The organism is Nocardioides luteus (assembly GCF_015752315.1).
Classification (GTDB): domain Bacteria; phylum Actinomycetota; class Actinomycetes; order Propionibacteriales; family Nocardioidaceae; genus Nocardioides.
In genome coordinates this window covers 4,418,164-4,435,460 of record NZ_JADOVJ010000001.1, presented here as the reverse complement: position 1 = coordinate 4,435,460, position 17,297 = coordinate 4,418,164, and the positions used below count along the sequence as shown (strand labels likewise).

Annotated in this window: 15 protein-coding genes; 10 read left to right on the top strand and 5 right to left on the bottom strand. The window is 69.0% G+C overall.

Annotation, left to right across the window (positions count from 1 at the left end; translation table 11 throughout):
• Window positions 1–51: 51 nt before the first annotated feature.
• On the bottom strand, window positions 52–1,143 hold the full coding sequence (locus HD557_RS21265; protein ID WP_196875359.1) for a DNA glycosylase AlkZ-like family protein: 1,092 nt from the start codon (window positions 1,141–1,143) through the stop codon (window positions 52–54).
• Window positions 1,144–1,295: 152 nt separating this feature from the next.
• Here HD557_RS21265 and HD557_RS21260 point away from each other — a divergent pair, with 152 nt between their 5' ends.
• The 4 genes from HD557_RS21260 (at window position 1,296) to yjfF (ending at window position 6,039) form a co-directional block, all read left to right on the top strand.
• Window positions 1,296–2,273 (top strand): ABC transporter substrate-binding protein, encoded by a 978-nt coding sequence (locus HD557_RS21260; RefSeq protein WP_196875358.1) that lies wholly within the window; start codon window positions 1,296–1,298, stop codon window positions 2,271–2,273.
• 136 nt (window positions 2,274–2,409) lie between these two features.
• Window positions 2,410–3,984 carry a sugar ABC transporter ATP-binding protein gene (locus HD557_RS21255; RefSeq protein ID WP_196875357.1) on the top strand — a complete coding sequence of 525 codons (1,575 nt, stop codon included), beginning with the start codon at window positions 2,410–2,412 and terminating at the stop codon, window positions 3,982–3,984.
• Window positions 3,977–5,044: an ABC transporter permease gene (locus HD557_RS21250; protein WP_196875356.1), complete on the top strand. Its 1,068-nt coding sequence runs from the start codon at window positions 3,977–3,979 to the stop codon at window positions 5,042–5,044. Before HD557_RS21255 ends, HD557_RS21250 begins: the two co-directional genes overlap by 8 nt.
• Window positions 5,041–6,039 (top strand): galactofuranose ABC transporter, permease protein YjfF, encoded by a 999-nt coding sequence (gene yjfF / locus HD557_RS21245; RefSeq protein ID WP_196875355.1) that lies wholly within the window; start codon window positions 5,041–5,043, stop codon window positions 6,037–6,039. Before HD557_RS21250 ends, yjfF begins: the two co-directional genes overlap by 4 nt.
• Before the next feature lie 678 nt (window positions 6,040–6,717).
• Here the strand turns inward: yjfF and HD557_RS21240 are convergent.
• Window positions 6,718–8,397, bottom strand: coding sequence for a DUF885 domain-containing protein (locus HD557_RS21240; RefSeq protein WP_196875354.1), 1,680 nt, complete (start codon window positions 8,395–8,397; stop codon window positions 6,718–6,720).
• 111 nt (window positions 8,398–8,508) lie between these two features.
• On the opposite strand from HD557_RS21240, the gene HD557_RS21235 reads away from it, so the two are divergent.
• Both HD557_RS21235 and HD557_RS21230 read left to right on the top strand, forming a co-directional pair.
• A complete protein-coding gene (locus HD557_RS21235; protein WP_040757209.1) occupies window positions 8,509–9,018 on the top strand; it encodes a SigE family RNA polymerase sigma factor in 510 nt (169 codons plus the stop codon).
• Window positions 9,011–10,303: a hypothetical protein gene (locus tag HD557_RS21230; RefSeq protein ID WP_196875353.1), complete on the top strand. Its 1,293-nt coding sequence runs from the start codon at window positions 9,011–9,013 to the stop codon at window positions 10,301–10,303. Before HD557_RS21235 ends, HD557_RS21230 begins: the two co-directional genes overlap by 8 nt.
• Here HD557_RS21230 and HD557_RS21225 read toward each other — a convergent pair.
• The 3 genes from HD557_RS21225 to HD557_RS21215 form a co-directional block, all read right to left on the bottom strand.
• Window positions 10,270–11,616, bottom strand: a complete 1,347-nt coding sequence (locus HD557_RS21225; RefSeq protein ID WP_196875352.1) for a hypothetical protein — start codon at window positions 11,614–11,616, stop codon at window positions 10,270–10,272. The genes HD557_RS21230 and HD557_RS21225 overlap by 34 nt on opposite strands.
• A 27-nt stretch (window positions 11,617–11,643) precedes the next feature.
• Window positions 11,644–11,859 (bottom strand): acyl-CoA carboxylase epsilon subunit, encoded by a 216-nt coding sequence (locus HD557_RS21220; RefSeq protein ID WP_196875351.1) that lies wholly within the window; start codon window positions 11,857–11,859, stop codon window positions 11,644–11,646.
• A 146-nt stretch (window positions 11,860–12,005) separates the two neighbouring features.
• Window positions 12,006–13,625 (bottom strand): acyl-CoA carboxylase subunit beta, encoded by a 1,620-nt coding sequence (locus tag HD557_RS21215; RefSeq protein WP_196875350.1) that lies wholly within the window; start codon window positions 13,623–13,625, stop codon window positions 12,006–12,008.
• A 61-nt stretch (window positions 13,626–13,686) separates the two neighbouring features.
• Between HD557_RS21215 and HD557_RS21210 the strand changes: the two genes are divergently transcribed.
• The 4 genes from HD557_RS21210 to HD557_RS21195 all read left to right on the top strand — a co-directional run bounded on the left by HD557_RS21210 (window position 13,687) and on the right by HD557_RS21195 (window position 17,266).
• A complete protein-coding gene (locus HD557_RS21210) occupies window positions 13,687–14,475 on the top strand; it encodes a biotin--[acetyl-CoA-carboxylase] ligase (RefSeq protein WP_196875349.1) in 789 nt (262 codons plus the stop codon).
• Between the two features lie 37 nt (window positions 14,476–14,512).
• Window positions 14,513–15,463 (top strand): adenylate/guanylate cyclase domain-containing protein, encoded by a 951-nt coding sequence (locus HD557_RS21205; RefSeq protein WP_008363499.1) that lies wholly within the window; start codon window positions 14,513–14,515, stop codon window positions 15,461–15,463.
• A 249-nt stretch (window positions 15,464–15,712) separates the two neighbouring features.
• Window positions 15,713–16,012, top strand: coding sequence for a winged helix-turn-helix domain-containing protein (locus tag HD557_RS21200; RefSeq protein WP_040757211.1), 300 nt, complete (start codon window positions 15,713–15,715; stop codon window positions 16,010–16,012).
• 96 nt (window positions 16,013–16,108) lie between these two features.
• Window positions 16,109–17,266: a 5-(carboxyamino)imidazole ribonucleotide synthase gene (locus tag HD557_RS21195; protein WP_196875348.1), complete on the top strand. Its 1,158-nt coding sequence runs from the start codon at window positions 16,109–16,111 to the stop codon at window positions 17,264–17,266.
• Window positions 17,267–17,297 lie beyond the last annotated feature (31 nt).

Sequence of the window (17,297 nt, the reverse complement as noted above, 5' to 3'; positions counted from 1 at the left end):
TAGGCGCGCGCCATGGTGCTGAGAAGAGCAATCCGCGTCGCCTCATCCACTTCAGGGATGGGCCACATCGACGCCGAGCCAGGCCGCCAGAGCCTCGATCTCGGCGTCCACCGCGTCCCCGATCTCCGGGGTCCACGGGAAGTCCTCGTGGACGGCGAAGACGTTCAGCAGCCCCGACTTGTGGTCCACCTTCGCGTCGAGCTTCCCGACCAGCCGCTCGCCGTGCAGGATCGGCAGGGCGAAGTAGCCCCAGCGCCGCTTGGCGGCCGGCTTGTACATCTCCAGGACGTACTCGAACCCGAACAGGTCCAACGCCCGGTCGCGGTCGTAGACGAGGCGGTCGAAGGGGGAGAGCAGGGCCGTACGCGGCGCGAACTCGTCCTCGAGAGCGGCCAGTGCCTCAGGGTCGACCCGCCACTCGCCGTCGACCCCGGTCACGGTGCACGGGACGCCTATGTCCCCCGCGCCGAGCATCTCGCCACCGGAGGATTCCTTCCGTCCGGGGCGGGCGATCCCGAGCGAGGCGAGCCGGCGCACCGTCTCGACCTTCAGCGCCTCCTCGGGCGAGGGCAGCCGCAGGTCGGAGGGGTAGACGCGCTCGGCGAGGTCCCAGGTGCGGAGCTTGCCACGGCGGCCCGCGATCGCGACCTCGCCCATCCGGTTGAGGAGCTCGATCATCCGCAGGACGTTCTTGTCGTTGGTCCACCCCGTCGAGGCCCACGGCACCTCGGAGGTGTCCTCGATCTCGCCGGCCACGAGCGGGCCGTCGGCTCGCAGGCGATCCAGGATCTGCGTACGGAATCTCTTGTTGGCCTCCACCCACTCGACCGCCGTGGGGTGGATCCGGCCGGGGGAGAGGGCCAGGACGGTCTCGATCTCGTCCATCGGCACGATGAAGCTGGAGAACTCCACCAGCGAACGCTCCTGCTCGAGGGCGAAGGTGAGGTCCGAATGGTCGTACGCATCCCCCAGCCGCGACCACGCCACCAGATCCGCGCTCGGCGCGATCGCCTTCGTCGGGTCGATCTGCAGGAGCGTCAGCTGATCGACGGTCGCGACCAGCGACACCGGCCGGCGGGCGTCGAGAAGCTGCGCCCGGACCGCGATCCGGCGCGCCTGTTCCGGAGCCAGGGTGAGCGTCATGGTCGTCACACTATGGGGAGTTCCGGACGACCTGCTGCCGATTCGTACCGATCTTCCGATTCCGCTTGACCGCGCCGATGTTAACGCTCACACTGAGTCGCATCGTGACGGCGGTCACACTGGCCGCCGCAGGGGAACACTGGAGGACGACAGTGAAGAAAACCCTCACCGCCCTGTGCGCGCTCGCCATCGGCGGGATGTCGCTCAGCGCGTGCGGTAGCAGCGAAAGTGCCGACGACGGCTCGATCACGATGGGCTTCGCCCAGGTCGGGGCCGAGAGCGGCTGGCGCACCGCCAACACCACCTCGATCCAGGAGTCGGCCAAGGAGGCCGGCATCGAGCTCAAGTTCTCCGACGCTCAGCAGAAGCAGGAGAACCAGATCAAGTCGATCCGGTCCTACATCCAGCAGAAGGTGGACGTGATCGCGTTCAGCCCGGTCGTCGAGACCGGCTGGGACGCGGTGCTCCAGGAGGCCAAGCGGGCCAAGATCCCGGTGGTGCTGACCGACCGGGCCGTGGACACCGAGGACACCTCGCTCTACGTGACCTTCATCGGCTCCGACTTCGTCGAGGAGGGCGAGAAGGCAGGCCAGTGGCTGGTCGACAACGCCGACGCCTCCGACGTCGACAAGGACGGTGCGATCAACGTCGTGGAGCTGCAGGGCACCACCGGATCGGCCCCGGCGATCGACCGCAAGAAGGGCTTCGAGGACGTGATCTCCTCGGACTCGAAGATCAAGATCACCGCCTCCCAGACCGGCGACTTCACCCGTGACGGCGGCAAGCAGGTCATGGAGGCCTTCCTGCAGTCCGAGCCGAAGATCGACGTCGTCTACGCCCACAACGACGACATGGGCCTGGGCGCCATCGAGGCGATCAAGGCAGCCGGCAAGAAGCCCGGCACCGACATCAAGATCATCACCGTCGACGCGGTCAAGGACGGGATGACCGCGCTGGCCGCGGGCGAGATCAACTTCATCGTCGAGTGCAGCCCGCTGCTCGGCCCGCAGCTGATGGACGTCGCCGAGAAGGTCGTCGCCGGCGAGGAGGTCCCCGAGCGCATCGTCACCGTGGAGACCACCTTCACCCCGGAGCAGGCGGCCGAGGCGCTGCCCGACCGGAAGTACTGACGCCGTTCACCGAGCTATCTCGGTCAGGCGCCGCTTCCCTCGTGGAACTCCGCGAAGGAAGCGCGCGCCCACCGAGATACCTCGGTGGGCATCCGACCCGCCGCAGCCGCCCCGATCCCCCAGGAGCCAGCACGACATGAGTCAGGCAGAAGTGAAGTCACCCGGACCGGTGGTGGAGATGCTCGACGTCTCCATCACGTTCGGGGCGGTGCGAGCGCTCGACGGCGTCTCGCTTCGTCTCCTCCCGGGGGAGGTGCACGCGCTCATGGGGGAGAACGGGGCGGGAAAGTCGACGCTGATCAAGGCGCTGACGGGGGTCTACACGATCGACTCCGGTCGGGTGGAGATCGCCGGGGTCGAGACCCAGTTCGCCACCCCGGCGGCGGCGCAGCACGCCGGGATCAGCACGGTCTACCAGGAGGTCAACCTGGTGCCCAACCTCACCGTGGCCGAGAACATGCTGCTCGGCCGCGAGCCGCGCCGGCTCGGCCGGATCGACCGGCGGGAGATGAACCGGCGGGCGGCGACCTCGCTCCTGGCCCTGGGCATCGACGTCGACCCCGGCTCCGAGCTCGGCAGCCATCCGATCGCGGTCCAGCAGCTCGTCGCGATCGCGCGCGCCGTCGACACCGATGCCCGGGTGCTGATCCTCGACGAGCCGACCTCCAGCCTCGACGCCGACGAGGTGGCCAGGCTCTTCGAGGTGATGCGCAGGCTGCGCGATCAGGGCACCGCCATCGTCTTCGTCTCCCACTTCCTCGACCAGGTCTTCGAGATCTCCGACCGGATGACGATCCTGCGCAACGGCCGCGTGGTGGGCGAGCGGCTGGTCGCGGAGACCACCCAGCTGGAGCTGGTGCAGCTGATGATCGGCCGCGACCTCCAGGCGCTCGACCGTCTGGACCATGCCGTCCAGGAGGCGGCGGAGGAGGCCTCCGGCGAGCAGCGTCTCCCGGTGCTGAGCGCCGTCGGTCTGGGGCGGAAGGGGAACCTGGAGGCCACCGACCTGAACCTGTACGCCGGGGAGGTCGTCGGCATCGCCGGCCTGCTCGGCTCGGGGCGTACCGAGCTGGCCCGGCTGCTCTTCGGTGCCGACACCCCCGACACCGGCGAGCTGACGGTGAGAGGGTCGAGCCGACGGAGGCTGCGGAGCCCGCGGCACGCGATCGACCGCAAGCTCGCCTTCTGCAGCGAGGACCGCAAGGCCGAGGGGGTCTTCGAAGAGCTCTCCGTCGCCGACAACATGCTGCTCGGGCTGCAGGCCAGCCGCGGCTGGCTGCGGCCGATCCCGACCGCCACCCGCGCGTCGCTGGTCAAGGAGTTCATGACCGCTCTCGACATCCGGCCCACCGACCCGAGCCTGCCGATGCGAAGCCTGTCCGGTGGCAACCAGCAGAAGGTCCTGCTGGCGCGCTGGCTGATCACGGAGCCCGACGTACTCCTTCTCGACGAGCCCACGCGCGGCATCGACATCGGCGCCAAGACCCAGATCCAGCAGCTCGTCGCCGACCTCGCGGAGAAGGGGATGAGCGTGGTGTTCATCTCCGCCGAGCTCGAGGAGGTGCTGCGGCTGAGCCACCGGCTGGTGATCCTCAAGGACCGCCGCAAGATCGCCGAGCGGCCCAACCGCGACATCGACGTCAACGACGTACTCGAGATCATCACCGGCGAGCCCGGAGGCCTGGCCGAGAAGGAGCGGGCAGATGCCTGAGACCGTCAGAACGGGTAAGGCCCTCCGGGCCCGCGTGATGGCCCACCACCTCTTCTGGCCGCTGACCGCGCTCGCTGCGCTGCTGGTGGTCAACCTGATCGCGACACCGACGTTCTTCAACGTACGCATCCAGGACGGGCACCTCTTCGGCAGCCTGATCGACATCGTCCGCAACGGCGCTCCGGTGCTGCTGGTGGCCGTCGGGATGACCCTGGTCATCGCGACCCGCGGGATCGACCTCTCGGTCGGCGCGGTGGCGGCGATCGCGGGTGCGGTCGCGTGCGTCTACATCGTCAAGAGCCCGGTCGACGGCGCCGCGGGCACCGCGGTCGTGGCGATCACCATGGCGCTCGCGGTCTCCGTCGCGCTGGGACTGTGGAACGGCTTCCTGGTCTCGGTGATCGGCATCCAGCCGATCATCGCCACGCTCGTCCTGATGGTCGCCGGCCGCGGCATCGCGATGCTGGTCACCGGCGGCCAGATCACCACCGTCAACAACGACACCTTCGCCGCCCTGGCCTCGGGCCACCTGCTCACCCTCCCGGTGGCCGCGCTGATCGCGCTCGGGGTCTTCGCAGCCACCCAGATCGTCGTACGCCGCACCGCGCTCGGCCTGCTCATCGAGTCGGTCGGGATCAACCCCGAGGCGAGCCGGCTGGTCGGCGTGCGCTCCCGCACGATCATCTGGACCGTATACGTCTTCGCGGCGCTGTGCGCCGGCACCGCCGGCCTGATCATCGCCGCCAACACCCACTCGGTGAACGCCAACAGCCTCGGGCTGTGGATCGAGCTCGACGCGATCCTGGCCGTCGTCATCGGAGGTACGTCGCTGGCCGGCGGCCGCTTCTCGCTGACCGGAACCCTGGTCGGCGCGATGCTGATCGCCACCCTCACCCGGACCATCCCCAACATCGGCATCCCGGCCGAGGCCAACTACCTGTTCAAGGCGCTGGTGGTCGTGCTCGTGTGCCTGCTGCAGTCGCCGAAGGCGCGAGCGGTGCTGCAACGGCGCGGCGACCGTACGCCGACCGGCCCGAGCCGCGAGGAGGCGGTCGCATGAGCACCATCGCACCAACGCAGGGTGTCCTGGCGAACGTGGCGCGGTTCAGCCCGCCGCGGCGCTACCTCCCCGTCCTCGGCACGTTCGCCCTGTTCATCGGCATGTTCGGTGTCGGCGGGCTCCGCTACGAGGGGTTCGCCGACCCGCAGGTCTTCCTGACCCTGCTGCTCGACAACGCGTTCCTGATCGTGCTCGCGGTGGGGATGACGTTCGTGATCCTCACCGGCGGGATCGACCTCTCCGTCGGCTCCAACGTCGCCCTCTCGACGCTGATCGCGGCGAGGACGCTCGAGCTCGGCTGGCCGGTGGTGGCGGTGATCGGGGTCGTACTCCTCACCGGCACCCTGCTCGGCACCGCGATGGGACTGCTGATCCACTACTTCGACATCCAGCCGTTCATCGCGACCCTGGCGGGCATGTTCCTGGCCCGCGGCCTGTGCTACCTGATCAGCGTCGACTCGATCCCGATCAAGGACGACACCTTCTCAGCCATCGCGTTCGGCTCGATCACCCTGCCCGGTGGCTACTACCTCGGGTGGACCGCCGTGTTCGCGCTGGTGATCGTCGCGGTCGCTGCGTACGTCCTCTCCTCGACGCGCTTCGGCCGCACCGTCTACGCGCTCGGCGGCAGCGAGCCGTCGGCGCTGCTGATGGGGTTGCCGGTGGCGGCGACCAAGGTCGGGGTGTATGCGATCAGCGGGCTGTGCGCGGCGCTCGGCGGACTGCTGTTCGCGCTCTACACGCTCTCGGGCTACTCGCTGCACGCCGTCGGCATGGAGCTGGACGCGATCGCCGCCGTGGTCATCGGCGGCACGCTGCTCACCGGCGGTCGTGGCTTCGTGATCGGCTCGTTGCTCGGGGTGCTCGTGCTCGGCACCATCCAGACGTTCATCTCGTTCGACGGCACGCTGTCGTCGTGGTGGACGCGGATCACGATCGGGGTGTTGGTGCTCGTGTTTGTTGTCGCGCAGCGGGTGTTGACTCGGCGGAGCTAGCGACTTCTTTCGGCGCGCGTTGGCTGCTGTGTTTTGTGGTCGGTGTTTGCCGCCGACCCTTTCGGGGAGGGTGTTCTCAGCGGCGTCCGGAGTAAAGGACGGCCTTCGGCCGCCGGCTTCGCCGGCCGCTTCGCGGTCCTTGACACCGGACGTCGCTGAGAATTTTTGGCTGGTTATCGGGTCGGCGGCAGGGGTTTGGCGCGGAGATCTGGGTTGGGCAGGGGCTTGGATCTGGGGTGAACGAATTTTCGTTCACTGCTGTCGCGACCGGGCCCCAGGGTGGCTCGGCCCGTGAAAGAAAATTCTCTTTCACACGGAGGAGGCTGGGCGGATTGGTGGGCGAACGAATTTTCGTTCACCCAGGAGAGCGTCTTCTCCCCGGGGGTGAATGAATTTTCGTTCACCGTGGAGCGTCTACCTCCCGAGGAGCGACTGTCTCCCGGCCACACTGGGGCCGCCGCCCCTGATAGCCAGCCAAATCTTTCTCGACATGGTCCGGTGTCAAGGACCGCGAAGCGGCCGGCGTAGCCGGCGGCCGCAGGCCGTCCTTGACTCCGGGGCAGGTCGAGAAATACTCGAGAGCAGGGTCGGCGGCCCAGACCAGCCCCGCGGGAACAGTGCCCACACCAAAAAGGGCGCCCCGCGCAAACGACCAAATGCCCCTGACCAACCCCGAAGCTACAACCGCCCAAGAGCAGCCCGCAGGGGATCGAGCCCGAGCGACCCGAGATCGAGCGCGGCCCGGTGGAAGGCCTTCATGTCGAAGGCAGCCCCGGCCCGCGTACGAGCGTCCTCGCGGGCCTGGAGCCAGATCCGCTCGCCGACCTTGTAGGACGGCGCCTGGCCCGGCCAGCCGAGGTAACGGGCGACCTCGAAATCGAGGAAGGCGTCCTCCATCAGGCAGTGCTGGCCGATGAACTCGCGGCCGAGCTCAGGGGTCCAGACCTCGCCGGGATGGAAGCCGAAGGGGTTGTCCTCCGGGATGGTCAGCTCCAGATGCATGCCGATGTCGATGATGACCCGTGCGGCCCGGAAGGACTGGCCGTCGAGCATGCCGAGGCGGTCGCCGGGGTCGTCGAGGTAGCCGAGGTCGTCCATGAGGCGCTCGGCGTAGAGCGCCCAGCCCTCGCCGTGGCCGGAGACCCAGCACATCAGCCGCTGCCAGCGGTTGAGCAGCTCGGCGCGATAGGCGGTCTGGGCGACCTGGAGGTGATGACCGGGTACGCCCTCGTGGTAGACGGTGGTCAGCTCACGCCAGGTGCCGAAGGAGGTCACCGACTCGGGCACCGACCACCACATCCGGCCGGGTCGGGAGAAGTCCTCGGAGGGGCCGGTGTAGTAGATCCCGCCGTCGGAGGTCGGGGCGATCATGCACTCGATCCGCCGGACCGGCTCGGGGATGTCGAAATGCACGTCGGCCAGCTCCGCGATCGCCTCGTCGGCCTTGCTCTGCATCCACGACTTGAGCGCGTCGGTCGAGGTCAGCTGCCGTGCGGGGTCGTTGTCGAGATGCGCCGCCGCCTCGATGACGCTCGATCCCGGCAGGATCCGGTCGGCGGTGGCCTCCATGTCGTCGGAGAGCCGCTTGAGCTCCTCCCACCCCCAGGCGTACGTCTCCTCCAGATCGATCTCCGCGCCGAGGTAGCGGCGGGAGGCGAGCCGGTAGTGGTCGCGCCCGACCGCCTCCTTGGGCAGCCCGTTGGGGACCAGGTCGTCGGCCATGAACCGCCCGAACTCGGCGAACGCCTCGTTGGCCTTCGCGGCCGACGCCTCGAGCTCGGCGCGCAGCGAAGCGGGTGTGGCCTCCGGGGCGCGCGCGACCAGGCCGCTGAAGAAGTCACCGGCGCCCTTCTGGCCGGTCCAGCCCAGGATCTGGTCGGCGACCTTCGCATACTGGGCCGTCGCCGAGACCCGGCCGGCGGCGGCCTCCTCGCGCAGGGTCGCGGTGTAGCCGGCGACCGCGTCCGGCATCCCGGCCAGCCGGGACCCGATCGCGGCCCAGTCGTCCTCGGTGTCGGTCTGCATCAGGTCGAAGACCTCGCGCAGGTTGTGGATGCCGCTGGAGATGACGGAGACGAACTTCCGGTCCAGCTGCGCCTCGGCGAACTCGATGTCGAGCCCGACCCTCTCCAGGAACGCCTCCTTGGCCACCTGCTCACGTTCGTCGACCGGCTTGATCGCGGCGACGTCGGCGTAGGCGGCCCGGTTGAGGTCCTCCACCGCCTGCATGCCGTCGGGAGACAGGTCGGGGAGCTCCGCGTCGTGGCCGGCGACACCGACGTAGGTTGCGGTCAGCGGGTCGAGAGCGCAGAGCTCCTCGACATAGCGGTCGGTGCGGGCGTCTACTTCACGGGTCACCCGGCCAACCATAGGACCGGGACGTGCTGGGGCAACTCAATTCCTGGCTACACGCAACGAACTCGACAGACTTCGCGTAGAGGGGGTGTGAACGTGCCAGAGGAGGTGTCTGTGGATGCCGACCATGAGGCGACAGAGCCGGATTTCGGTGCCTGGGTGGCCTCGCGGGGTCCTGCGCTGCAGCGGTTCGCCTACCTGGTGACCGGCAACAACGCCGACGCTCCTGACCTGGTGCAGGACGCCCTCACCCGAGCGCTGCCGCGGTGGGAGTCGCTGGCGGCGTCCGGGACGGCGGAGGCGTACGTGAAGAGGAGCATCGTCAACGGGTCGATCAGCGGATGGCGCAAGCGGCGCCGTCTGGTGCTGGTCGAGGACGTCGAGCCGATGGCCACCAGGCACGAGCCCGGCCCCGAGGAACGCGACGCGGACGAGGCGTGGGCCCTGGTGCAGACGCTGCCGTCGAACCAGCGAGCGGCCGTGGTGCTCCGCTTCTACGAGGACCTGTCGTTCGCACAGATCGCGACGGTGCTCGACTGCGCCGAGGCGACCGCCCGGTCCCATGTGCACCGGGCGCTGGCCAAGCTGAGGGAACGATTGAACGAGGGGGTTGACAATGAGTGACTTCGAGCGCGAGGAGCGGGCCTTCCGGGCCGCCCTGGCCCGTGCCGCCGACGGCTTCGAGCCGCGGGAGCTCGCGATCCCCGGGGACGCTGAGGAGTCCGGACCGGCTGCCGTGTCAGTGAAGTCGGAGACGGAGACGGCCGAGGAGAAGGCACCCGTACGCCGCCGGTACACCTGGATCCTGGCCGCGGCAGCCGCGGTGCTGGCCGTCGTCGGCCTGGGTGGCGTCATCGCCAACCTGCAGCCCGACGGAAGCAGCGACGAGAGCACGGCGGCGAGCGACACCGTCGGGGAGCAGGACAGTGCCGGCGACGCGCCCGAGCCGTTCGCGGGGAAGGAAGCGGCCCCCGAGGGCACCTACGACGAGGGCGGCCGCACCGACCTCGGCGCGCCCGCGGAGGGGAAGCGCTGGGCGGTCCGCTACGACATCGCCTTCCAAGTGCCCCAGGAGTGGGCCGACGCAAACGCGCCGGCGCTGCCCGAGTGCATCGTGAAGCCGGGCGACCAGTGGGACACCGTGCCGCGGACTCCCTACGTCGCCAACATCACCAACCAGCCCGTCCCGGCGATCGCCTGCAACGAGACGAACGACCGCGACTTCCCGGCAGAGTTCGGCAAGGTGCCGTTCGCGCTGTGGCAGCCCTATGTCCTGATCCAGAAGCCCGACAAGGGTGAGACCTTCGAGACCGGCTCCTGGGAGCACGAGGGCTGGCTGCTGACCAGGGTCCGGGTCGACGATGCGTACGCCTCGATCCTCACCGGTCCCGGCGACGACGACGTCAACGCCGACATCAAGGCCTCGCTGAGGACGACGCCGGAAGACCCCTACGGCTGTGACACGGCCTCGCCGCTGGCCGCGGGTGACCCGGTGCGGCCCACGACCGAGCCGGAGACCTCACCGCTGGAGGGCGATGCTCCGGAGTCGATCGCGATCTGCGAGTACGAGCCGTCCTCGGCGTCGCTGACCGGCTCGCGAGAGATCACCGGCTCCGACGCCTCCGGCCTCGTGGAGGCGATCCGGGACGCGCCGGCCCGCTCCGGCCCCAACTCGCCGCAGAACTGCGCCGCGGGGCAGCCGGTCACGGCGTACGTCATCCTGCGGATCTTCCGCGACGGCAAGCCCGGTGACGTCTACGTCAACTACGAGAACTGCGAGGACCACGGGTTCTACGACGGGCTCACCGTGCACGAGCTCAGCGCGGCTGCCTGCCGGCCGGTGTTCGCCAAGGATCCGGTCACGATCTACTCGGCTCAGGGCGACGTCGCCAAGGTCTGCCTCTCCTGACCCTCGGCTGCTGGCCGCCCCCGCTCGGGGAGGGCGGCCAGCAACCGAGTAGTGCGCCAGACGGCGTAGAGGAAGAGCAGCACCAGGAGGCCGTTGCGCCAGGCCAGCACCTCGGTGATCCACGGTGAGCCGATGTCGTTGAAGGTGAGCATGTAGCCGTACATCCGCGGGAAGATCTCGTGGGTCAGCAGGGTCACCGCGACCAGCACGAACGACCAGATCCCGAGCTGTCGGCGCGCGCGGCCGCGGAGCAGGACCAGCCCGGCGGAGGCGGCGGGGAGCAGCCAGAGCATGTACTGCGGACTGAGCACCTTGTTGGTCACCAGGAACGCGGCCACGGTCGCGAGCACCAGCCACACGATCGTCTCCTCGGTCCTCTCCCCGCCGGGCAGACGACGCCAGGCGAGCACCCACCAGACGATGACGAGCGCCCCGACGACCACGGAGGCGATCGTCGCCGCGAGGAGCAGCGCCTCGACCATCGGCCCGCTGATGTCGTACGCCTTCCACTCGGTGTAGTCGATCGCGTAGCCGCTCGCCGGTCCGCCGTGGCCCCACTCGAACATCGCCGGCGTCGCGAAGACCGACTCGATCTGGAGGCCCCGCTCGCCCTGGTAGCTCAGCGGCGTCCAGAGCCGGTCCCAGCCACCGAGGACGAGACTCAGCCCGGCCAGCGCGATGCCGGTGGCGCCGACGACCAGGATGACCCCGCGTCGGGCGGCGCGGTTCGCCGCCAGGGCCGGGATGACCAGGATCGGCCAGTACTTCGCGCCGGTCGCGAAGGCCGCGAACACCGCCGCCACCCTTGGCCTCCGGACCGCGTAGAGCACCGCCAGGCCGACCGTGATCCCGGGGAAGAGGTCGAAGCGCGCGTACGCCGTCGCCCCCAGCGCCGGAAGGGCGGCCAGCCACAGCGCCTCGCCGCCCGAGACCCCCAGCCTCGGGTGCTCCCCGCGACGGTTGCGGACGATCAGCAGCATGAAGAGCAGGTCGGTCAGCGCGGCCATCGCCAGCACCGCCACGATGTAGGCGTCCGCGCCGAGGCGGAGCAGGTCGATCGCGGCGTACGGGATCCAGAGCAGCAGCAGCGCCGGCACCGGATACTCGACCAGCGTCCCCGCCACCCCGTCCGTGGCCAGTGCGTCCAGGCTGTCGCGGTAGTAGTTGACGTCGCCGACGACGCCCCACTCCATGCCCCACCAGCCGACCAGGCCTTCGGCCGCGGCCGGGAAGCCGTAGAGGACCACCACCCATCCCCGGGTCACCAGCCAAGCCAGGGTGACCAGGAGATATCGCCGAGAGAAGGTGATCACGCAGCGATCATGACATTGCGATCCTCGTCAGCGGGGCAGGCCGCTGGCGCGCCAGGCGTTGGGGCCGGGGTGGAGCGGCGTACGCAGCTGGGGGGTGGCCCAGAGGGAGCGCTCCTTCTTCTTCGGGGCATCGCCCGCCGACCCCATGGCCGCGAAGACGGCCACGATCGCGGCTACGTCCTCGGGGGTGGCGTTCTGGTCGATGACCTTGAGCAGGGGCTTCTGCTCTTCGGGGCTGGTCATTCCGTGACCACCTTTCGTTCTCGGTTCGGCTTACGTCGGGTTTTCGCCGAGTCGGCGCAATCCGGTCCTCGCTCGCTTCGCTTCGCTTCGGTCCGTTTGCGCCGACTCGGCGCTATCCGCTCTTCGCGGGACCCTTCGGGCCCCACTCAGAGCGGGATGTTGCCGTGCTTCTTCGCGGGCAGGGTCTCGCGCTTGGTGCGCAGGAGACGGAGCGCGCGGGTGACCTCGGCGCGGGTCTCGTGCGGCGGGATGACCGCGTCGACGTAGCCACGCTCGGCGGCGATGTAGGGGTTGGCGAGGGTGGTCTCGTACTCGTCGATGAGCTCGGCGCGCTTGGCCTCGACGTCGCCCCCGGCGGCCTCGACCTCGGCCAGGGTGCGGCGGTGAACGATGTTGGCCGCGCCCTGGGCACCCATGACCGCGATCTGGGCGGTCGGCCAGGCGAGGTTGATGTCGGCGCCGAGGTGCTTGGAGCCCATGACGTCGTACGCACCGCCGTAGGCCTTGCGGGTGATGATGGTGACGAGCGGGACGGTGGCCTCGGCGTAGGCGTAGATCAGCTTCGCGCCGCGGCGGATGATGCCGTTGTGCTCCTGGTCGGTGCCGGGCAGGAAGCCGGGGACGTCGACGAAGGTGATCACCGGGACGTTGAAAGCGTCGCAGGTGCGTACGAACCGGGCGGCCTTCTCGGAGGCGTCGATGTCGAGGGTGCCGGCGAACTGCATCGGTTGGTTGGCGACGATGCCGACCGGGCGGCCCTCGATGCGGGCGTAGCCGATGATGATGTTGGGCGCCCACAGCGGCTGGACCTCGAGGAACTCCTCGTCGTCGACGATGTGCGAGATGACCTCGTGCATGTCGTAGGGCTGGTTGCCGCCGTCGGGGATGAAGGTGTCGAGCTCGCGGTCGAGGTCGGTGATCTCCAGGTCGGCGACCTCCTCGTAGGCCGGCGGCTCCTCCATGTTGTTGGAGGGGAGGTAGGAGAGCAGCGCCTTGACGTACTCGATCGCGTCCTCCTCGTCGGAGCCCATGTAGTGGGCCACACCCGACTTGGAGTTGTGGGCGAGCGCGCCGCCCAGCTCCTCCATGGTGATGTCCTCACCGGTGACGGTCTTGATGACGTCGGGGCCGGTGATGAACATGCCGGAGGTCTTGTCGACCATGATCGTGAAGTCGGTGACGGCCGGGGAGTAGACGTGGCCGCCGGCGCAGTTGCCCATGATCAGGCTGATCTGCGGGATCACGCCGGAGGCATGGACGTTGCGCTTGAAGATCTCGCCGTACAGGCCCAGGGAGACGACGCCCTCCTGGATGCGGGCGCCGGCGCCCTCGTTGATGCCGATCAGCGGGGAGCCGGTCTTGATCGCGAGGTCCATGATCTTGGTGATCTTCTCGCCGTAGACCTCGCCCAGCGACCCACCGAAGACGGTGAAGTCCTGGGAGAAGACGCAGACCTGGCGGCCGTCGATGGTGCCGTAGCCGGTCACCACGCCGTCGCCGAAGGGGCGGTTCTTCTCCAGCCCGAACGCGGTGCTGCGGTGGCGGGCCAGCTCGTCGACCTCCTGGAAGGACCCCTCGTCGAGCAGCATGTCGATGCGCTCGCGGGCGGTCTGGCGTCCCTTCGCGTGCTGCTTCTCGACAGCCTTCGCGGAGCCGGCGTGGACGGCCTCGTCGAGACGACGCTCCAGCTCGGCCAGCTTTCCGGCCGTCGTGTGCAGGTCGATGCTGGGCTCGTTCTCGGGCTGAGGGGTGGCTTCGGCGCTCACGGTGCTCCTTTGGACTTCGGGCGGTGCGGGGGCCAATCTAATGCCCGTGCCACCTTTCGCGATGCGACGCCCGTCACTTGACCACTCCCGGCTCGATGCGCTACCGGGTGGATGGCGCGTCGAGGTCCTCGACGAGACGCCGTCGACGAACGCCGAGCTGGCCGCGCGTGCGCGCTCGGGCGAGGCTTCGGGGCTGGTGATCACCACCGAGCACCAGACCGCCGGACGGGGGCGCCTCGACCGGGGCTGGACCACCCCGGCCCGCTCGGCGCTGACCGTCTCCGTCCTGCTGCGCCCCTCGGCCTCCATCTCCGTTGAGCGGTGGCCCTGGCTGCCGCTGATGACCGGGGTCGCGGTCGCGTCGGCGCTGCGGAAGAAGGGGTACGCAGCGGGGCTGAAGTGGCCCAACGACGTGCTGATCGAGGGTCGCAAAGTCTGCGGGATCCTGATCGAGCGGATCGAGGCGCCCGACGGCGCGTTCGCGGTGATCGGCTTCGGCCTCAACACCTCGCAGACGCGTGAGGAGCTGCCGATCGAGGCCGCCACCTCGCTGGAGCTGGAGAGCGGTGCGCCCGTCGACCGCACCGAGATGCTGGTCGCGTTGCTGGCCGAGCTCGGGGCTGCGTACGAGATCTGGGGGTCGGATCCCGCCGAGCTCGCTCGCCGCTACCGGGAGCTGTCGGTGACGGTCGGCGAGCAGGTGCGGGCCGAGCTGCCGGGTGGGGACGTCTGGGAGGGCGTGGCCACCGAGATCGACGACTTCGGCCGGCTGGTCATCGCGACCGACGAGGGGTCACGGGTGGTCGGCGCGGGCGACGTGATCCACGCCCGGCTCGGGCCGCGGTCGTGACGGGCGGTCCTGACGAGCCGGATGGCATGATCAGTTCGTGGCGAAATCGAAGCAGCCCGTCAACCTGACCTCGGCGGAGGTCGCCGAGAAGGCCGGCGTGAGCCTGGACCAGGCGAAACGCCTGTGGCGGGCTCTCGGTTTCCCGGAGATCGGAGACACCGAGGCGTTCTTCGACGAGGCGGACGTGCACGCGCTGTCCAAGGCCAACGAGATCGCGGGCAACGGGCTGGTCAGCTTCGACCTGGTCGTCAACCTGACCCGCGGCATCGGGCAGTCGATGGCGCGGCTGTCCGACTACGAGGTCTCCGCGCTGCTGCACCACGTCGAGACCCAGAACGAGGACGAACGCTCGCCGTCCGAGCTGCTGAAGGCGACCGTCTCGGTCTCGGAGCAGTTCGAGAGCGCGTTCGAGGAGATGATGATCTTCGCCTGGCGCCGCCACATGCGCGCCGCGCTCGCGCGGGCCGAGGCGTCGATCGCCGGACCCGAGGAGCAGCTGGGCACGGTCTGGCAGACGGTCGGGTTCGCCGACATCGTCTCGTTCACGGCGCTGTCGAACACGCTGACCGAGGAGAAGATCGGCGACCTGGTCGAGCTCTTCGAGTCGCGATGCGCCGATGTGGTGGCGACCTGGGGCGGCCGGATCATCAAGTCGCTGGGTGACTCGGTGCTCTTCGTCAATGACGATCCGCTGCAGGCCTACGGCACCGCCGAGGGGATCATCAACGTGATCGGCCGGGACCCACGGATGCCGGACGTACGCGTCGGACTGGCGTCCGGCAACGTCGTCTCGCGCCTCGGCGACGTCTTCGGGCCGCCCGTGAACATGGCCGCACGGCTGACCGCCGTGGCCCGCCGCAACCGGATCATCGTCGACGAGGCCACCGCCGGGACGATGCCCGAGGACGAGTTCGAGACCCGCCGACTGGCCGCTCGACCGGTGCGAGGCTTCGGGATCGTGGAGCCCGTCGCCGTCCGCCGTGTCTGAATCGTGACCTTCTAGGGTGTCGCTGACCTGCGATTTCGCAGGTTTGTTCACATTCCGTTGTAGTTAACAGTCGATCAACGCCGAGCGTCGATCGCTTTACCTCGTCGCGCCTTCGTGGGCATGGTTGAGAGCGCCGTTCGGGGGCGCACGTTTGTCATGCCCATTTCGTTGCACCTTGGCACGAAAATGTCAGTGGCAATATCGTGCAATCCTTTGCCAAGGGCTCTTTACCTCCCTAATGTCGGTTCCATGATCGAGGTACAGGAGATCAAGCTCGACCCGGAAACCCGGCGAGCATGGCGGAACGATGAGGAGCTGACGCTCTCTCGCAAGGAGTTCGACCTGGTTCATGCCCTGATCAAGAGGGCTGGCGACGTCGTCTCCCGCGACGAGTTGATGAGGGACGTGTGGAACGCGACCTTCTACACCTCGTCGAAGACCATCGACGTGCACCTGGGATGGGTGCGTCGGAAGCTGGGCGACGACCCTCGGAAGCCCCATCTGATCACCACTCTGCGCGGCAAAGGCCTGCGCTTCGAGAAGGCCTGACCTTCTCTCAACCTGCCGGGAGCCGGATTTCGCGGATGTCGTGAGGGGGATCCGCGAAATCGGCTCCAGCAGGGCAGTTTCCTTATTCTGTCCGTCGTGACCCTCGCACCGACACTTGCGATCATCGGCGGCGGCCAGCTGGCCCGCATGATGGCTCAGCCAGCAATCGCGCTCGGCCTCCCGCTCCGGCTTCTCGCCGAGGGCGAGGGTGTGTCGGCCGCTCAGGTCATCCCCGACCAGATGGTCGGCGACTACCGCGACCTGGACACGTTGAAGAAGGTCACCGAGGGCTGCGAGGTGGTCACCTTCGACCACGAGCACGTCCCGACCGAGCACCTGCACGCGCTCGAGGCCGCCGGCGTCGCGGTCCGGCCCGGGCCCGACGCGCTCGTGCACGCCCAGGACAAGGGCGTCATGCGCTCGCGGCTGACCGAGCTCGGCATCCCGTGCCCGCGCAACGCGATCGTGTCGTCCGTCGCCGAGGTCGAGGCCTTCGGCTTCCCCTGCGTCCTCAAGACCACCCGCGGCGGCTACGACGGCAAGGGCGTCTGGGTCGTACGCGACGTCGCCGATGTCGCCGAGCCGCTGCGCGTCGCCGAGGAGGCCGGGGTCCAGGTCCTCGCCGAGGAGCTCGTCGACTTCCGCCGTGAGCTCTCCGCGATCGTCGCCCGTTCGCCGAGCGGTCAGGCCGCTGCGTACCCGGTCGTGCACACCTACCAGGAGAACGGCGTCTGCAAGGAGGTCATCGCTCCGGCGCCCGACCTCTCGCCCGAGCTGGCCGTCGAGGGCGAGCAGATCGCGCTGCGCATCGCCGGTGAGCTCGGCGTCGTCGGCATCCTGGCGGTCGAGATGTTCGAGACCGTCGACGGCCGGCTGCTGGTCAACGAGCTCGCCATGCGACCCCACAACACCGGCCACTGGACCCAGGACGGCGCCGTCACCTCGCAGTTCGAGAACCACCTGCGCGCGGTCATGGACCTGCCGCTCGGCTCTCCGGCGCCCCGCGCGAAGTGGTCGGTGATGGTCAACATCCTCGGCTCCTCCCGGCCCGACGTCGGCCGGCTCTACGACGGCTACCCGCACGCGATGGCCCGCGACCCCCACCTCCGCGTCCACCTCTACGGCAAGGAGATGCGCCCGGGGCGCAAGGTCGGCCACGTCAACGTCTACGGCGACGACCTCGACGACTGCCTCGAGCGCGCCCGCCACGCCGCCGACTGGTTCCAGGGCGACCTCGGCAACGACTCCGACTGACGGTCGAAGCGTCAGCCCCGTCGGCCGAGGT

What these genes read in the sequence shown, in the direction of transcription:
- yjfF (WP_196875355.1), top strand. Translation starts at nt 5,041, where the DNA reads ATGAGCACCATCGCACCAACGCAGGGTGTCCTGGCGAACGTGGCGCGG.
- HD557_RS21255 (WP_196875357.1), top strand. Translation starts at nt 2,410, where the DNA reads ATGAGTCAGGCAGAAGTGAAGTCACCCGGACCGGTGGTGGAGATGCTC.
- HD557_RS21200 (WP_040757211.1), top strand. Translation starts at nt 15,713, where the DNA reads ATGATCGAGGTACAGGAGATCAAGCTCGACCCGGAAACCCGGCGAGCA.
- HD557_RS21230 (WP_196875353.1), top strand. Translation starts at nt 9,011, where the DNA reads ATGAGTGACTTCGAGCGCGAGGAGCGGGCCTTCCGGGCCGCCCTGGCC.
- HD557_RS21210 (WP_196875349.1), top strand. Translation starts at nt 13,687, where the DNA reads ATGCGACGCCCGTCACTTGACCACTCCCGGCTCGATGCGCTACCGGGT.
- HD557_RS21265 (WP_196875359.1), bottom strand. Translation starts at nt 1,143, where the DNA reads ATGACGCTCACCCTGGCTCCGGAACAGGCGCGCCGGATCGCGGTCCGG.
- HD557_RS21220 (WP_196875351.1), bottom strand. Translation starts at nt 11,859, where the DNA reads ATGACCAGCCCCGAAGAGCAGAAGCCCCTGCTCAAGGTCATCGACCAG.
- HD557_RS21250 (WP_196875356.1), top strand. Translation starts at nt 3,977, where the DNA reads ATGCCTGAGACCGTCAGAACGGGTAAGGCCCTCCGGGCCCGCGTGATG.